13 protein-coding genes are annotated in these 16,316 nt (G+C 67.2%); 6 read left to right on the top strand and 7 right to left on the bottom strand.

All coding sequences use genetic code 11. From position 1 onward, the window contains the following. Nucleotides 1-177 precede the first annotated feature (177 nt). The 4 genes from R5H29_RS22465 to otsA all read left to right on the top strand — a co-directional run bounded on the left by R5H29_RS22465 (nt 178) and on the right by otsA (nt 6,803). Nucleotides 178-2,613 carry a TonB-dependent receptor gene (locus R5H29_RS22465; RefSeq protein WP_332329877.1) on the top strand — a complete coding sequence of 812 codons (2,436 nt, stop codon included), beginning with the start codon at nt 178-180 and terminating at the stop codon, nt 2,611-2,613. Between the two features lie 248 nt (nt 2,614-2,861). Continuing rightward, the gene (gene otsB, locus R5H29_RS22460; RefSeq protein WP_134732523.1) at nt 2,862-3,620 is read left to right on the top strand and encodes a trehalose-phosphatase; all 759 of its coding nucleotides are present in this window, start codon (nt 2,862-2,864) and stop codon (nt 3,618-3,620) included. Nucleotides 3,621-3,660: 40 nt separating this feature from the next. Then, nucleotides 3,661-5,442, top strand: a complete 1,782-nt coding sequence (locus tag R5H29_RS22455; protein WP_031269310.1) for a glycoside hydrolase family 15 protein — start codon at nt 3,661-3,663, stop codon at nt 5,440-5,442. Then, nucleotides 5,439-6,803, top strand: a complete 1,365-nt coding sequence (gene otsA / locus R5H29_RS22450) for an alpha,alpha-trehalose-phosphate synthase (UDP-forming) (protein WP_021202062.1) — start codon at nt 5,439-5,441, stop codon at nt 6,801-6,803. Before R5H29_RS22455 ends, otsA begins: the two co-directional genes overlap by 4 nt. Before the next feature lie 125 nt (nt 6,804-6,928). Here otsA and R5H29_RS22445 read toward each other — a convergent pair whose 3' ends face one another. From R5H29_RS22445 to rluD, 4 genes are read right to left on the bottom strand one after another with little or no spacing between them, the layout of a single operon-like run. Beyond that, a complete protein-coding gene (locus tag R5H29_RS22445; protein WP_171953466.1) occupies nt 6,929-7,366 on the bottom strand; it encodes a thiol-disulfide oxidoreductase DCC family protein in 438 nt (145 codons plus the stop codon). Then, nucleotides 7,341-7,847 (bottom strand): DUF4166 domain-containing protein, encoded by a 507-nt coding sequence (locus tag R5H29_RS22440; RefSeq protein ID WP_332329876.1) that lies wholly within the window; start codon nt 7,845-7,847, stop codon nt 7,341-7,343. The genes R5H29_RS22445 and R5H29_RS22440 overlap by 26 nt, the downstream gene beginning before the upstream one ends. A gap of 20 nt (nt 7,848-7,867) precedes the next feature. Further along, complete coding sequence (gene pgeF, locus R5H29_RS22435; RefSeq protein WP_332329875.1) at nt 7,868-8,638, bottom strand: peptidoglycan editing factor PgeF; 771 nt, start codon at nt 8,636-8,638, stop codon at nt 7,868-7,870. Beyond that, nucleotides 8,638-9,627, bottom strand: coding sequence for a 23S rRNA pseudouridine(1911/1915/1917) synthase RluD (gene rluD, locus R5H29_RS22430; protein ID WP_021204201.1), 990 nt, complete (start codon nt 9,625-9,627; stop codon nt 8,638-8,640). Before rluD ends, pgeF begins: the two co-directional genes overlap by 1 nt. Nucleotides 9,628-9,740: 113 nt before the next feature. On the opposite strand from rluD, the gene R5H29_RS22425 reads away from it, so the two are divergent. Together R5H29_RS22425 and R5H29_RS22420 are read left to right on the top strand one after the other, a co-directional pair. Beyond that, on the top strand, nt 9,741-10,628 hold the full coding sequence (locus tag R5H29_RS22425; protein WP_031270743.1) for an outer membrane protein assembly factor BamD: 888 nt from the start codon (nt 9,741-9,743) through the stop codon (nt 10,626-10,628). A 190-nt stretch (nt 10,629-10,818) separates the two neighbouring features. After that, entirely contained in the window at nt 10,819-12,021 is a 1,203-nt protein-coding gene (locus tag R5H29_RS22420; RefSeq protein ID WP_206621696.1) for a lipase family protein, read from the top strand. A 113-nt stretch (nt 12,022-12,134) separates the two neighbouring features. Here R5H29_RS22420 and R5H29_RS22415 read toward each other — a convergent pair whose 3' ends face one another. From R5H29_RS22415 to sucC, 3 genes are all read right to left on the bottom strand, one after another. Next, nucleotides 12,135-13,769 carry an NAD+ synthase gene (locus tag R5H29_RS22415; RefSeq protein WP_021204204.1) on the bottom strand — a complete coding sequence of 545 codons (1,635 nt, stop codon included), beginning with the start codon at nt 13,767-13,769 and terminating at the stop codon, nt 12,135-12,137. A gap of 224 nt (nt 13,770-13,993) precedes the next feature. Beyond that, nucleotides 13,994-14,869, bottom strand: coding sequence for a succinate--CoA ligase subunit alpha (sucD, locus tag R5H29_RS22410; protein ID WP_005418610.1), 876 nt, complete (start codon nt 14,867-14,869; stop codon nt 13,994-13,996). A 24-nt stretch (nt 14,870-14,893) separates the two neighbouring features. Next, a complete protein-coding gene (gene sucC / locus R5H29_RS22405) occupies nt 14,894-16,063 on the bottom strand; it encodes an ADP-forming succinate--CoA ligase subunit beta (protein ID WP_005418614.1) in 1,170 nt (389 codons plus the stop codon). Nucleotides 16,064-16,316 lie beyond the last annotated feature (253 nt).

The raw sequence follows: 16,316 nt of genomic DNA, 5'->3' as shown, positions 1-16,316 counted from the left end.
CAGCGTACAGCGCCACCGGCCCGGCGTGCTGATGCCAACCGGGCATCAGCTCATGCCGGACCGGCAGGGGCTTGCATCCGCACCGGTCATCACGCGAAGATAATATATCGCTTCATCCGGATGGATGTAAGTGAAACTATCTCCCCTTCCCCCGTCGTCGTTGTTGCTGGAGCCCCCATGTCCGCCCGCCTGCCCGCGTCGCCGCTCGGCCTCGCCATCGCCCTCGCGCTTTCCTCCGCCGCCGCCCCGGCCCTGGCCCAGGACGCCACCAACCTGGATACGGTGATCGTCACCGGCACCCGTGCCGCCGACCGCACCGTGCTCGAATCCACCTCGCCGGTGGACGTGCTCACCGCCGAGGACATCCGCAAGGCCGGCGTGGTCAACGGTGAGCTGGGCAGCGCGCTGCAGGCGCTGCTGCCGTCGTTCAACTTCCCGCGCCAGTCCAACTCCGGTGGCGCCGACCATGTGCGCGCCGCACAGCTGCGCGGCCTGTCGCCGGACCAGGTGCTGGTGCTGGTCAATGGCAAGCGCCGCCACCACACCGCGCTGGTCAACACCGACAGCAAGATCGGCAAGGGCACCACCCCGGTCGACTTCAACTCGATTCCGGTCAGTGCGATCAAGCGCATCGAAGTGCTGCGTGATGGTGCCGGCGCGCTGTACGGCTCGGATGCGGTGGCCGGTGTGATCAACGTAATCCTCGACAACGGCGGCGACGGCGGGGAGATCGAGGCCAGCTACGGCGCCAACCACACCGACCTGAAGCCGATCGGGCGTACCCTTACCGACGGCCAGACCGGCAACATCAGCGCCAAGGTCGGCACTTCGCTGGGCGAGGACGGCGGCTTCCTGCGCGTCGGCCTGGAATACAAGCACCGCAACGGCACCAACCGCGCCGGCTTCGACCAGATTCCGCCGTGGGACCAGACCCCGGCCAACCTGGCGCTGCAGGGCAAGCGCAACTACGTGCTGGGCGATGGCAAGAGCAAGGACATCAACCTGTGGCTGAACACCGAGATTCCGGTGGGCCAGACCTCGACGTTCTACGCGTTCGGCACCTTCAACCAGCGCGATACCGAAGGCGCCAACTACTTCCGCTATCCCGATGGCGATGCCAACTGGAAGCAGGTCTATCCGAACGGCTACCGGCCGATCTCCGAAGGCGAGAACCGCGACGTGCAGGCCGTGGCCGGCGTGCGTGGGCAGTGGAGTGAATGGAGCTACGATGGCAGCGTCGATTACGGGCAGAACGATTTCACCTACCGCCTGCGCGACTCGCTCAACGCCTCGCTGGGCCCGACCAGCCCGACCCGCTTCAAGACCGCCGACTACGAGTACGCGCAGACCGTGGGCAACCTCGACCTGAGCCGCGTGTTCACCCAGAGCGACAGCATCAGCCACACGCTGGGCCTGGGCGTGGAAGCGCGCCATGAGCGCTACCAGACCCGCCCCGGCGACCCGGCCAGCTATGCGGCGGGCCCGTACACCGACCGCCCGACCGGCTCACAGGCCGGTGGCGGCCTGACCCCACAGGACGCCGCCACCCTGTCGCGCGACGTGGCCAGCGCCTATGCCAGCCTGTCCAGCCAGTTTGGCGAGAAGTTCTCCACCGATCTGGCCGCGCGCTACGAGCACAACGACGACTTCGGCGGCGAGCTGACCGGCAAGCTCGGCCTGCGCTACGAGTTCACGCCGGCGTTTGCATTGCGCGGTGCCATCTCCAACAACTTCCGCGCACCTTCACTGGCGCAGATCGGCTACGAATCCACCTCCACCGGCTATAACGCTGGTGGCCAGCTGGTGCAGGGCCGACTGCTGTCGGTCAACAATCCGATCGCGCGTGGCCTTGGCGCGCAGGACCTGAAACCGGAAAAATCCCTGAACACGTCGCTGGGCTTCACCAGCCGCATCGGCGAACACTTCGACCTCTCGCTGGACTTCTTCCAGATCGACATCGACGACCGCATCGCACTGTCGGAGAGCATCACCGGTGATGCACTGACCGGCTACGTGGCAGCCAACTACGGTGTCAGCGGCCTGCAGAGCGCCAGCTTCTTCGTCAACGCCGCCGATACCCGCACCCGTGGCGCCGAGCTGGTGAGCAACTGGCGCCAGTCGCTGGGCGATGGCCAGCTGCTGTTGACCGGCACCTATGCGTATACCAAGACCACGCTGAAGAACGTGCTGGCCACGCCGGCCCAGCTGCAGGCGCTGGACCCGGATTATGTGCTGTTCGGGATTGAAGAGACCAACACGCTGACCGATGCCACACCGCGTACACGTGGCAGTTTCTCGGCTGCCTGGAGCAACGACCACTGGTCGCTGAGCAGCCGCGTGAACCGCTACGGCAGCGCCACCCGCGTGTTCAACTTCGGTGATGGCTACATCCCGCGCCAGACCTACCAGGCCGAGTGGCAGCTGGACGCGGAAGTCGAATACCGCATCACCCCGCAGTGGAGCGTGGCCATCGGCGGGCAGAACCTGACCGACAACTACCCGGATCGGTCCAACAGCGATATCCACTACTTCGGCAACCTGCCGTATGACGTGCTGTCGCCGATCGGCAGCAATGGCGCGTACTACTACGGCCGCGTCCGCTATACGTTCTGATCGCATTGGGTGGGTGCGGACCGTTGGTCCGCACTGCCCGGGTTCAATGCAGGCTGACCCTTTGTGCCAACCAACGGTTGGCACCCACCGGAAGTGATCGCTCTCGGTGGGTGCGGACCGTTGGTCCGCACTGTCTGGGTTCAATGCAGGCTGACCCTTTGTGCCGACCAACGGTCGGCACCCACCGAAGCTGATCCGTAGCCTGCCCTCGACCCCACGTACACGCCCACGCTGGCAAGGTGGGCCGCATGGCTGAACCGCTCCCCCTGCGTCCGCCACCGCCATTGCTGGACGACGCCTGTGCGTTGTTCCTCGATGTCGATGGCACCCTGATCGAGTTCGCTGCGCGCCCGGATGCCGTGCAGCTGCTGCCGGATGTGCGCGACGCCATCGGCCGCATCAGCGACCGCCTGGAAGGTGCCGTGGCACTGGTCAGTGGTCGCCCGCTTGAGCAGCTCGATCAACTGTTCGCTCCCCTGCAACTGCCTGCCGCGGGCCTGCATGGCCATGAATTGCGCGGCGAGGACGGTCGTGTGCTGCGCGAGGAGCACGACGACGACACCGCCGAGTGGCTGCACGCGCTGCACCAGCAGGCGATGCGCTTCGCCCATGGCCACCCCGGCGTGCTGGTGGAAGAAAAGGGTGTCGGCCTGGCGCTGCACTGGCGCGGCGCGCCGCACGCCGCCAGCGACGTCCGCGCCTTCGCCGACCGCCACGTGCGCGGCCGTTCCAGTTACCGCCTGCAACCCGGCGACCACGTGGTCGAGTTCGTCCCGGTTGGCAGCGACAAGGGCCGTGCGGTGCGGAGAATGATGCAGTACCTGCCCTTCCGTGGCCGCCTGCCCGTCTTCCTCGGTGACGACCTCACCGACGAATTCGGCTTCGACGCTGCCAACGGCCAGCATGGCTGGAGCGTGCTGGTGGGCGAACGCGAACCCAGCGTGGCCGTGTTCGCGCTGCCCGACATACGCAGCGTGCACGCCTGGCTGCGTGAGAATGCCTATTGACCCGGCCCCCCCCACGGCCGCAACCGAGATGTACCGCGTGATGACCCAACCCGATCTTGATCTGGGCGTGGTCGGCAACGGCAGCTTCGGCGCCCTGGTCGACAAACGTGCCCGCGTTGTCTGGAGCTGCCTGCCCACCTTCGACGGCGACCCCACCTTCTGTGCCCTGCTCGGCCCCAACCAGCAGACCGGTGGTGACTTCGCCATCGAGCTGGAAGACTTCGCCAGCAGCGAGCAGGAGTACCTGACCAATACGGCGATCCTGCGCACCGTCCTGCGCGACACGCACGGCGGCGAACTGGAGATCCTCGACTTCGCGCCCCGCTGGCGCCAGAACGACCGCTTCTACCGGCCGGTCAGCCTGATCCGCCAGGTGCGCCCGCTGGCCGGTAGCCCACGCATCACCGTGCGCGCCCGCCCGCTGGCCGATTGGGGCGCGCGCGTGCCGGAGTCCACCTGGGGCAGCAACCATGTGCGCTGGATCCTGCCCGAGCACGTGCTGCGGCTGACCACCGATGTGCCGGTCCGCTTCGTGCGCGACGGCCTGCCGTTCGTGCTCAGCCATCCCGTCCACCTGATCCTGGGCGTGGACGAATCGCTCAACCGCTCGATCAGCGGCTACGTGCAGGAAGCCTTCCAGCGCACCCGCGACTACTGGCGCGAATGGGTGCGCTACCTGTCCATTCCCCTGGAGTGGCAGGACGCGGTCATCCGCAGTGCGATCACGCTGAAGCTGTGCCAGTACGAGGACAGCGGCGCGATCATCGCGGCGATGACCACCTCCATTCCGGAAGCACCCGGCAGCGTGCGCAACTGGGACTACCGCTACTGCTGGCTGCGCGATGCGGCGTTCGTGGTGCGCGCGCTGAACCGTCTGGGCGCAACGCGCACGATGGAACAGTTCCTCGGTTACATCTTCAACCTGGCCACCACCGACGGTACGCTGCAACCGCTGTATGGCATTGGTTTCGAGGCCAAGCTGGACGAGGATGAGGTGCCCAGCCTGTCCGGCTACCGCGGCATGGGCCCGGTGCGTCGCGGCAACCTGGCCTGGGTGCAGCGCCAGCACGACGTGTACGGCAGCGTGGTGCTGGCGTCCACGCAGCTGTTCTTTGACCGTCGCCTGCAGGATCCCGGCGACGCGCACACGTTTGCCCGCCTGGAACCCCTGGGCGAACAGGCCTTCGCCCTGCACGACGTCCCCGATGCCGGCCTGTGGGAATTCCGCGGCCGCACCGAAGTGCACACCTACACCAGCGCGATGTGCTGGGCTGCGTGCGACCGCCTGTGCAAGATCGCCGTGCGCTTGAAGCGTGATGACCGCGCACACTACTGGCGCGAGCGCGCCGACACCATCCACGCCCGCATCATGGCCGAATCCTGGAGCGAGGAGCTGGGCCACTTCACCGATACCTTCGGCGGCCATCGCCTGGATGCCTCGCTGCTGCTGCTGGCCGACATCGGCTTCATCGACGCGATGGACGCCCGGTTCATTGCCACCGTCGATGCCATCGGCCGCGACCTCAAGCACGGCAATTCGCTGTACCGCTACGTCGCGCCGGATGACTTCGGAGAACCGGAAACCAGCTTCACCATCTGTACGTTCTGGTACATCGATGCGCTGGCGGCGATCGGGCGCATGGATGAAGCACGCGAGATGTTCGAGCTGCTGCTGAAGCAGCGCAACCACCTGGGCCTGCTGTCGGAGGATCTGGCCTTCGACAGCGGCGAGGCCTGGGGCAATTTCCCGCAGACCTATTCGCACGTCGGCCTGATCACCGCCGCGATGCGCCTGTCGCGGTCCTGGCAGGAGGCATCGTGAGTCGTCTGGTCGTGGTATCAAATCGTGTGGCCGTGCCCGGCGAGAACCGCGCAGGCGGCCTGGCGGTCGGCCTGCTGGCCGCCCTGAAGGAGCGCGGCGGCCTGTGGTTCGGCTGGAGCGGCAAGACCGTAAAGGAAGGCAGCGGCACGCTGCACCGGCAGAAGGACGGTGACATCGACTACGTCACCATGGACCTGAGCAAGCGCGAAGTCGATGGCTACTACAATGGCTTCGCCAACCGGACGCTGTGGCCACTGCTTCACTTCCGGCTGGATCTGGTCGACTACGACCGCGGCACCCGCGAGACCTACCACAAGGTCAACGCGCTGTTCGCCGACAAGCTCGCGCCATTGCTGCGCGAGGATGACATCGTCTGGATCCATGACTATCACCTGATTCCGCTCGGCGCGCTGCTGCGCGAGCGCGGCATCGGCTGCCGCATCGGCTTCTTCCTGCACATCCCGATGCCGTCGGCGGACCTGCTGCAGGCGATGCCCGATCACCTGCGGTTGTTTTCGGCGCTGTATGCCTACGATCTGGTCGGCTTCCAGACCCAGCGCGATGCCGATCGCTTCCAGACCTACCTGCGCCTGTTCGGCGGCGGACGCGTGCTCGACAACGGCGAGCTGGAAGCGCCGGGCGGGCGCCGCTTCCGTGCAGCAGCCTTCCCGATCGGCATCGACACCGAGCTGATCGCACGCCAGGCCGGCACAGCCGCCACCAAGACCGCCGTGAAGAATCTTCGCGCCAGCCTGCGCGACCGCCAGCTGGCAATCGGCGTGGATCGCCTGGACTATTCCAAGGGCCTCCCCGAGCGCTTCCTTGGCTTCGAGCGCTACCTGCAGCGCCACCCTGACCAGCGCGGCTCGTTGACCTACCTGCAGATCGCCCCGGTCTCGCGCGGTGATGTCACCGAGTACCGGCAGTTGCGCAGCCAGCTGGAGCAGATCGCTGGCCACATCAACGGCGGCCATGCCGAGCCGGACTGGACGCCGCTGCGGTACGTCAACCAGAACTTCACACATGCCACGCTCACCGGCTTCTACCGGGCGGCGGCGGTCGGCCTGGTCACGCCGCTGCGCGATGGCATGAACCTGGTGGCCAAGGAATACGTGGCGTCGCAGGACCCGGAGGATCCGGGCGTGCTGGTGCTGTCACTGCTGGCTGGCGCCGCCGACGAACTGAAGCAGGCACTGCTGGTGAACCCGCATGATCTGGACGGCGTGGCCGATGCGATCGCCACCGCAGCCACGATGTCGCTGAGCAGGCGCAAAGAGCGCTGGCACGCGATGATGGAGCACCTGCGCACCTACGACATCAACCACTGGCGCCGCAGCTACCTGGACGCGCTGGAGGGTTGAGGCACGCGTTCCTGTAGAGCCGAGCCATGCTCGGCTGCGTTTTGTAGAGCCGAGCCATGCGCGGCTGCTATTGGCAGGAGAAAAAAGCAAGTCGAGCATGGCTCGACTCTACAAAAGACAGGCGATCAATCCAGGAACCGCGCGGCCTGCTCCGGTGCGGGCAGGTAACAGGCCTCATGCCGACCGAACCAGTGGTAGCGGTTGCGTGCCAGCGCGCGATACGCCGCATCACGCCAGCCGCGCGGCACGAGCCGCAGCACGCCGGCCAAGCGCCAGGCGCCGCCCAGCCCCTCAAGGACGCGCAGCATCGCATCGGTATCGGTCCAGGCACCCTGTGCGTCCAGCAGCAGGAACGACATCGGGTCCTGCGGATCAAGCCCGTGCGCGCGCAGCATCGCGCTGCCCTTCTGCCCCTGCATCGCTGCAAAGCGATAGCGCCCCCTGCCGTCGAAGCGCAGCAGGAAGCGCACCCAGCGGTTGCACAGCGCGCATACGCCATCGAATACGATCACCGCGGTCCCAGCCTCGGCGGCGGCCTCACCGCGGTTCGAGCCAGCCTTCATAGCGGATCAGGGCTCCCACCCAGGGCAGCGTCACATCGACCAGGAAAGTGTAGCGCTCGCCCTGCCAGGCTTCGCGGCAACGCGCGCCATCAAACCAGCGCCTTGGCAGCGGCAGCAGCCCGAACGCCCAGGCCCGGCGCACCGACCAGTCGATGCCACCCTCGCGGGCCTGCAGATCAAATTCGAAGCGCACCGCGCCCAACTGCTCGCGCAGATGCCCGTCGTGCGCCCACAGCCGCGACACCATTGGCCAGCGGCCGAACCGCCGCGCCCATTGCTCGCCCTGCCCGTGTGTGCTGAATACCACTTCGGTTGGCAGCGCGTCGCCGCTCTTCGGCAACCGTGCCACTGCGGCCAGCAGCGGCACCAGCCCGTGACGCCCGCGCTGGATCCGCGCCTTCCCCACGTAGCGGCACGGCTGTGGTGCGGCGTGCAGCGCCTGCACCGGCGGTGCCAGGGTGGCGAAGGCCGGCCCCAGCACCCGTGCAAACAGGGGCGTAGTCAGGGTGCGATCCAGGCCAACGTCGCCATGCGTCCGGTGCGGCGGTCGCGCCGGTGCGAGTACAGGTCCGGATCGGCCATGGTCGACACCGTGCCGCCGTATACCTGCGCCGGGTCCATGCCCGCCGCCTGCAGGCGCTGGCGGGCCAACGCGAACAGGTCCACCTTCCAATGACCTGCGCGGGTCGCTGCGAACGCCACCTCGGCGGCCGGATCGTGTCCGACGAAGGCGTGGTAGACCTCTTCACCGATCTCGTAATCGGCCGGCCCGGCTGCCGGTCCCAGCCAGGCGCGCAACTGCGCCGGCGGCGTCTGCATGGCCGCCACGGTGGCCTCCAGCATGCCGTCGGCCAGGCCACGCCAGCCGGCATGCGCCGCGCCCACCTCACTGCCATCAGCGGCGGCGAACACCACCGGCAGGCAGTCGGCGGTCAGGATCGCCAGCACCACGCCGGGCACCGAGGTCACCGTGGCGTCGGCCACCGGCTCGGCGGCACCCGGCACCGGCGGCGCGTTGAATCGCAGCACGGTGCTGCTGTGCACCTGGCGCAGCCAGTGCGGGGCCGACGGCAGCGCCAACCCCTGCTGCAGCAGCTGGCGGTTGTGCTCGACGTTGGCGGGGGTATCACCATCGGCCGCGTGCCGGTTGCCCAGGTTGAACTGCGCGAACGGCGCCGGCGAGATGCCCGCACCGTGCCGGCGCGTGGTCAGCGCATGGACGCCCGCAGGCGCCGGCCAGTCCGCCTGCAGCAAGGGCAGCGCGGCGGCCATCACCAGCGGTCCCGCTCGCGTGCGGCGAAGGCTTCGCTGTCTTCGCGCAGCACCTTCATCAGGTGCAGCATGTCCTCCGGCACCGGCGCGGTGTTGCGCACCGGTTCACCGGTGATCGGGTGCATGAACTCCAGCGTCTCGGCATGCAGGGCCTGGCGCTTGAAGCCGCGCAGCGCGGCCACCAGCTCGTCGCTGGCGCCCTTGGGCAGCTTCAGCGCGCCGCCATACAGCGGGTCGCCGATGATCGGATGGCGCACGTGCGCCATGTGCACGCGGATCTGGTGGGTACGACCGGTTTCCAGGCGGCACTCCAGCGCGGTGTGTGCCCGGAAGCGCTCGCGCAGGCGGTAGTGGGTCACCGCTTCCTTGCCGTCCTCACGCACCGCCATCTTCAGGCGATCGCGCGGGTGGCGGTCGATCGGGGCATCGGCAGTACCACCGGCCACCAGCGCGCCCATCACGATGGCCAGGTACTGACGGTGCACGTCACGTGCCGCCAGCTGCTCGACCAGCGCGGTCTGCGCTTCCAGGGTCCTGGCCACCACCATCACGCCGCTGGTGTCCTTGTCCAGGCGGTGCACGATGCCGGCGCGCGGCAGCACCGCCACCGACGGGTCGCGGAACAGCAGGGCGTTGACCAGGGTGCCGCTGTGGTTGCCCGCGCCCGGGTGTACCACCAGGCCGACCGGCTTGTTGATCACCAGCAGGTGCTCGTCCTCGAACAGCACGTCCAGCGGGATGTCCTCCGGCTGGGCGTCGGTCTGGGTTTCCAGTACCACGTTGAGGGTCACCACCTCGCCGCCGCGCAGCGGATCGCGCGGGCGCACCTGGGCACCGTCCAGCAGCACCTCCCCGGCCTTGATCCATTCGGTCAGGCGCGAACGCGAGTATTCGGGGAACAGTTCGGCCACGACGGCGTCGAAACGGCGCCCGGCAGCGGTGTCGGGGACGATGGCCTGGCGGGCCGATTCAGAGGGTTGTTCAGACATGGCAGGGGGCATTCTTTGAAATTTTGGGGTCCCGGCGGCCGGTTTCAGTCGCTGGACAGGACACTAGGCTATCATCGACCCTTCGTATTCCAGCCGCGTCCCGCCTCGACCCCATGATCCGACGCTCCGCCATGCTCTCCGCGCCCGTCCGCCTCACCGCCCTGCTGCTGGTGCTGGTCATCGCCGCCACCGGCTGCCATCGCGGCGCCAAGAAGGGTGATCGCCCCGATGAAGGCGTGCCGGTCGAACAGCTGTACGAGAAAAGCCACAAGCTGATGCAGGGCGGCAACTGGAGCGGCGCCGAGGCCAGCTTCCGCCGCCTGGTGGCCCAGTATCCGTACGGTCCGTACACCGAGCAGGCGATGATCGAGACCGCCTACGCCCAGTACAAGGCCGGCAAGCACGATGACGCGGTGTCCAGCATCGACCGCTTCATCCGTACCTACCCGACCCACCGCAACATCGCGTACCTGTACTACCTGCGCGGCCTGGCGAACTCCAACCGCAGTACGGTTTTCCTGCGTCGCGTATGGGCGTTGGATGCCAGCCGCCGCGACCTGTCCACGCCGCACCAGGCGTATTCGGACTTCAACATCGTGGTGGACCGCTATCCGAACAGCCGCTACGCCGCCGATGCGCGCCAGCGCATGCTGGAACTGCGTGACGTATTCGCCCAGCACGAACTGGACAACGCCCTGTACTACATGCGCCGCGGCGCCTGGGTCTCGGCCGCCGGCCGCGCCAACTACCTGCTGGAAACCTATCCGCAGAGCGCGTTCCAGTACGACGCCGTCGCTGTCCTGGCCGATTCCTACACCCACCTGGGCAACAAGACCCTGGCCGATGATGCGCGCCGCGTCCTGCAGTTGAACCAGCCGGACCACCCGTGGCTGGAAGGCAAGTGGCCGAAGTACCCATGGATGATCCGCAAGCTGAACCCGTTCGCTGGCGAGAAGTCCGCCAGCACCGGCCAGCGCAACGCGCGACTGGAAAAGAAATAAGAAAAAGGCCCCGCAAGGGGCCTTTTCTTTGTCGGTTATCCACGCCATGCGTGGATGGTTCGTGCGCCCATGGACCACGACACTAGGAATTCTACGAATCCCCGGCGGATGCGACGCCGGTCCCAATCGGCGCGGGCGAGCCCCTCCACACTGCGGCGCAACGGCCATCCCGGCCGTGAAGGAGCGCCTCATGACCCCACCGCCACGCCATTTCCGTCCCCGCGCCTGCCTCCTCGCCACTGCCCTGCTGGCGCTGTCCTCGGCCTCCCTGGCTGCCGCACCGGCAGCACCGGGCGATCTGCTGTCTGCAGCCCCCTATCGCGCGTCGTGGGTGCCCTCCAAGGCCGCGCACGCCTACAAGCTGTACTACCGTACCCCGGATCATCGCGGCCAACTGGCCGAAGGCACTGGCCTGCTGTACCTGCCCGCCGGCACGGCGCCGGCGGGCGGCTGGCCGGTCGTGTCCTGGGCGCATGGCACGCAGGGCATCGCCGATCGCTGTGCGCCTTCGGTCTCCGGCCCGTACCAGCCCGCGCGCGACGGGCGCTTCCTCGATCAGTTCCTGGCGCAGGGCTATGCCGTGGTCGCGGCGGATTACCAGGGGTTGGGCAGTCCAGGCAGCCATGCCTATCTGCATGTGCGCACTGCCGCGCGCAACGCCATCGACATGATCAAGGCCAGCCGCCAGTACCTCGGCAACGGGACGCTGTCGCCGCGCTGGGTCTCGGTCGGCCATTCGCAGGGCGGTGCCGCCGCGCTCACGGCGGGCCACATCGCCCCCTCCTATGGTGGGCCGTCGTTGCAGTACCGCGGCAGCTTCACCACCGGAACGCCCACCGCAGTCGAACTGACCGCGCTAGTGATGAAGCCCGACAACCGCACCGCCAATCCGGGCGCGCTCAACGCGTATCACGCGTATCTGCTCGATGGCCTGCTGCAGGCCGCGCCGCAGATCGACCGCGTCCTCAGCGATGAAGGCCGCGCGCGGGTGGCGGTGGCACGCGAGCAGTGCCTGGGCGAACTGGCCGTCACCCTGGACGGCGCGGACACCGGCAGCATGTTCACTGCACCGCTGACCCACGTGCCGGGCATCTGGGCCGTGCTGTACGACTACCTTGGCGTACCGCGCCGCGGCTTCAGCCAACCGCTGATGCTGGGCCACGGCAGCGAGGACCGCGATGTGCCGTATCTGACCACCCTGCTGTATGCCGCAGGCCTGGCCCTGCGAGGCGAGCCGGTCGCGTTCCGGCGCTATCCGGTCGATCACCGCGGCACGCTGGACGCGGCGGCGGCGGATGGCCTGGCGTTCGTACGTGCGCGGTTTGAGGATGGCCACTTCAGCGACGCTGCGGAAACTGCCGGCATCGAACAGCTGCTCGACGAAGTCCCGTAGATCCATGCCACGCGTGGATGATCTTCGACCACCGTGCGGACCAAGGTCCGCACCCACCGGAGAGGGCCGACGGGTTGCCGGCCAGCGGCCGGCACTGCCCACCCTCCGTTGCCTCAGCCCTTGTAGCCGTTGCTGATCGGGTAGCGACGCTCGCGACCGAACGCCCGGCGCGACACCTTCGGCCCCGGCGCGGCCTGGTGCCGCTTCCACTCGCTGATGCGTACCAGGCGCAGCACGCGGTCAACCACGGCCGCGTCGTAGCCGGCGGCCACGATCTCCGTGCGCGACTGTTCCTGGTCGATGTAGCGGTACAGGATGCCGTCCAGCACGTCATAGGCCGGCAGCGAATCCTGGTCCAGCTGGTTCTCGCGCAGCTCGGCCGATGGCGGGCGGCTGATCACCGCCGGCGGAATCACCGGCGCGCCGCCCACGGTATTGCGCCATTTGGACAGGCCGAACACCTCGGTCTTGTACAGGTCCTTCAACGGCGCATAGCCACCGCACATGTCGCCGTAGATGGTGGCGTAGCCGACGGCGTACTCGCTCTTGTTGCCGGTGGTCAGCAACAGGCCGCCGAACTTGTTGGCCAGTGCCATCAGGATCACCCCGCGGCTGCGCGACTGCAGGTTCTCTTCGGTCACGTCCGGCGCGGTGCCTTCGAACATCGGCGCCAGCGATTCCATCAGGCCCTTGAACGCCGGCTCGATCGAGACCGCTTCCAGCTTCACGCCCAGTGCCTGGCACTGCTCGGCGGCCAGGTCGTTGGACATGCCGGCGGTATAGCGCGACGGCAGGCGCACGGCGGTAACGTTCCCAGCGCCGAGCGCGTCGACCGCCAGCGCCAGTACCAGCGCCGAATCAATGCCACCGGACAGCCCCAGCCACACCTTCTTGAAGCCGTTCTTGCGGCAGTAGTCCTGGATGCCACGGGTCACGGCACGCCAGGCCAGCGCGTCCATGCTCTCGTCGCCATCGTCCATCCACACGTGCGGCATGAAGCGGCGGGTCTCACCGTCGTACTCCACCACCAGCCACTGGTCGACGAAGGCAGCGGCAGCCGGGTGTACCGTGCCGTCACCATCTGCCACCACCGACGCGCCGTCGAACACCAGCGCATCCTGGCCACCGACCACGTTGAGATAGGCGATGGCCGCCCCGCTCTCGCGGGTGCGTGCGGCCAGCACCGCGTCGCGCTGGGCGTGCTTGCCCCGCTCGTACGGCGAGGCATTGGGCACTACCACCAGTTGCGCCCCCGCGCGCACGGTGTCGGCCAGCGGCTCGGCGAACCAAAGGTCCTCGCAGATCAGCAAACCCACCGGAATGCCATTGACCTCGAACACACAGCTGCCGCCGTCCGGATCGACATCGAAGTAGCGACGCTCGTCGAACACCGCGTAGTTGGGCAGCTCGCGCTTGCGGTAGGTCTGCTCCAGCAGGCCATCGCGCAGCACGCTGGCGGCGTTGTAGACCACCGCACCAGCCGCCTGCGGCCAGCCGACCACGGCGGTGATGCCACGGCAGGCAGCAGCGATACGGCCCATCGCCTGCTCGCATTCGTACAGGAAGCCGGGACGCAGCAGCAGGTCCTCCGGCGGATAACCGCTCACTGCCAGCTCGGGGAACATCACCAGCTCGGCGCCATACTCGTCGCGCGCCTGTCCGATCATCTCGATGATGCGCTCGGTGTTGCCGGCGACATCGCCGACCGGGAAATCGAATTGCGCCATCGCGATGCGGATCGAAGCCATGGGAATCCAGCCTGTGGTTGCAATGCGCCCATTGTAGCGCCGCGTCGTGCCCGTGCCGGGGGCGTTCACTGCGTGGACAGCCCCGGCTCAGTAGATCCACGCCATGCGTGGATGGGCCGACCAGGCGGCCGCCAGACGCAGAAAAGCCGCCCGAGGGCGGCTTTTCCAAAGCAAGCCGAGCGTGGGCTCGGCTCTACAGAATCGGCTGCCAGAGGCAGTCGTTCTTATTTCACCAGCTTGGCGATGGCGGCGCCCAGGTCGCCCGGCGAACGGACGGTGACGACGCCAGCAGCTTCCATGGCGGCGAACTTGCCTTCGGCAGTGCCCTTGCCGCCCGAGGCGATGGCGCCGGCGTGGCCCATGCGCTTGCCGGCCGGAGCCGACGCACCGGCGATGAAACCGACGACCGGCTTCTTCACGTGGTTCTTGATGTACTCGGCACCGGCTTCCTCGGCGTCACCGCCGATTTCGCCGACCATGATGATGCCTTCGGTCTGCGGGTCTTCGTTGAACAGCTTCAGGCAGTCGACGAAGTTCAGGCCATTGATCGGGTCGCCACCGATGCCGATGCAGGTGGACTGGCCCAGGCCGACTTCGGTGGTCTGCTTGACCGCTTCATAGGTCAGGGTGCCCGAACGCGACACGATGCCGATCTTGCCCGGCTTGTGGATGTGGCCCGGCATGATGCCGATCTTGCACTCACCCGGGGTGATGACACCCGGGCAGTTCGGACCGATCAGGACGGTGTCCGGGTAGGAACGGGTCAGCACGTTCTTGACGCGCAGCATGTCCAGCACCGGGATGCCTTCGGTGATGCAGACGATGACCTTGATGCCGGCAGCAGCGGCTTCCAGGATCGCATCGGCCGCGAACGGCGGCGGCACGTAGATGACCGACGCGTTGGCGCCGGTGCTCTGCACGGCGTCGGCAACGGTGTTGAAGACCGGCAGGTCGATGTGGGTGGTGCCACCCTTGCCCGGGGTCACGCCGCCAACAACCTGGGTGCCGTACTCGATCATCTGAGTGGCGTGGAAGGTGCCCTGCTGGCCGGTGAAGCCCTGCACGATCACCTTGGTGTTCTTGTTAATCAAAACAGACATGGGAATTTCCTTCGGTGTCGTGGATCAGGCGGCGTTCTTGACCGCTTCAACGACCTTCTTGGCGCCGTCGTTGATGTTGTCAGCCGGGATGATGGCCATGCCGCTGTCACGCAGCAGCTGCTTGCCTTCTTCCACGTTGGTGCCTTCCAGGCGCACCACGACCGGAACCTTGACGCCCACTTCCTTCACGGCGGCGATGATGCCTTCGGCAATCATGTCGCAGCGGACGATGCCGCCGAAGATGTTGACGAAGATGCCTTCGACCTTGTCCGAGGACAGGATCAGCTTGAACGCTTCGATGACGCGCTGCTTGTTGGCACCGCCGCCCACGTCCAGGAAGTTCGCCGGCTCGCCGCCGTTGAGCTTGATGACGTCCATGGTGGCCATGGCCAGGCCGGCACCGTTCACCATGCAGCCGATGTTGCCGTCCATGGTGACGTAGTTGATGTCCAGCTCCGAAGCAGTCACTTCGGTTTCGTCTTCCTGGGACTTGTCGCGCATCGCGACCAGTTCCTTGTGGCGGAAGTTGGCGTTGTCGTCGCTGTTGAACTTGCCGTCCAGCGCGTACAGGTTGCCATCGTCCAGGATGGCCAGCGGGTTGATCTCAACCAGCGCCAGGTCCTTTTCGTTGAAGATGCGGTACAGGTTCACCATGATGTTGGCGAACTGGCCGGCCTGCTTGGCGGTCAGGCCCATCTTGAAGCCGATGTCACGGCCGTGGTAACCCTGCACGCCTTCGACGAAGTCCACGTTCAGGGTGTGGATCTTGTCCGGGGTCTCGGCAGCGACCTGCTCGATTTCCATGCCGCCTTCGGAAGAGGCGATGTAGCTGATGGTGCGGGTGCCGCGATCCACCAGGACCGACAGGTACAGCTCCTTGACGATCTCACCGGCGGTGGTCACCAGCACCAGGTTGATCGGCAGCTCGACGCCGGCGGTCTGGTAGGTGGCCATCTTGGTGCCGAGCATCTTGGCCGCTGCGGCCTTCACATCATCGACGGTCTTGCAGAACTTGACGCCGCCAGCCTTGCCGCGGCCGCCAGCGTGGATCTGCGCCTTGACCATCCAGGGGCCCTGGCCCAGCGACTGGGCGACTTCAACCGCCTCGTCCGGGGTCGCCGCGACCTTGCCGGCCGGGACCGGGATGCCGTATTCGGCAAGCAGTTGTTTTGCCTGGTATTCGTGGAAATTCATGCGTCACCGTGGGAATAGGAACGACCGCACGCAATTCCTCAGGGCCCCTGGAAGAGGCACCGGCACGGACCGCGGCGGGCCCACTATTGTGGCCGAGCCGGCGCCGGGGCGCAAAGAAGTCTGTACAAAACGCCAGACGCGGGCGGATTTTCGCGGTCATTCAGGCAGTTGCGCCCGCCCTGGCGCTGGCCTCCGGTCTCCGCGGCGGGCCAAATGCGCGATGCGGGACGGTCCCGCGGCGCCAGCGCAGGGG

It is taken from the genome of Stenotrophomonas sp. A3_2 (assembly GCF_036624925.1).
In the GTDB taxonomy this organism is placed as follows: domain Bacteria; phylum Pseudomonadota; class Gammaproteobacteria; order Xanthomonadales; family Xanthomonadaceae; genus Stenotrophomonas; species Stenotrophomonas hibiscicola.
Note: the sequence above shows the minus strand (reverse complement) of the source record. Positions and strands in the feature narration are given on the sequence as shown.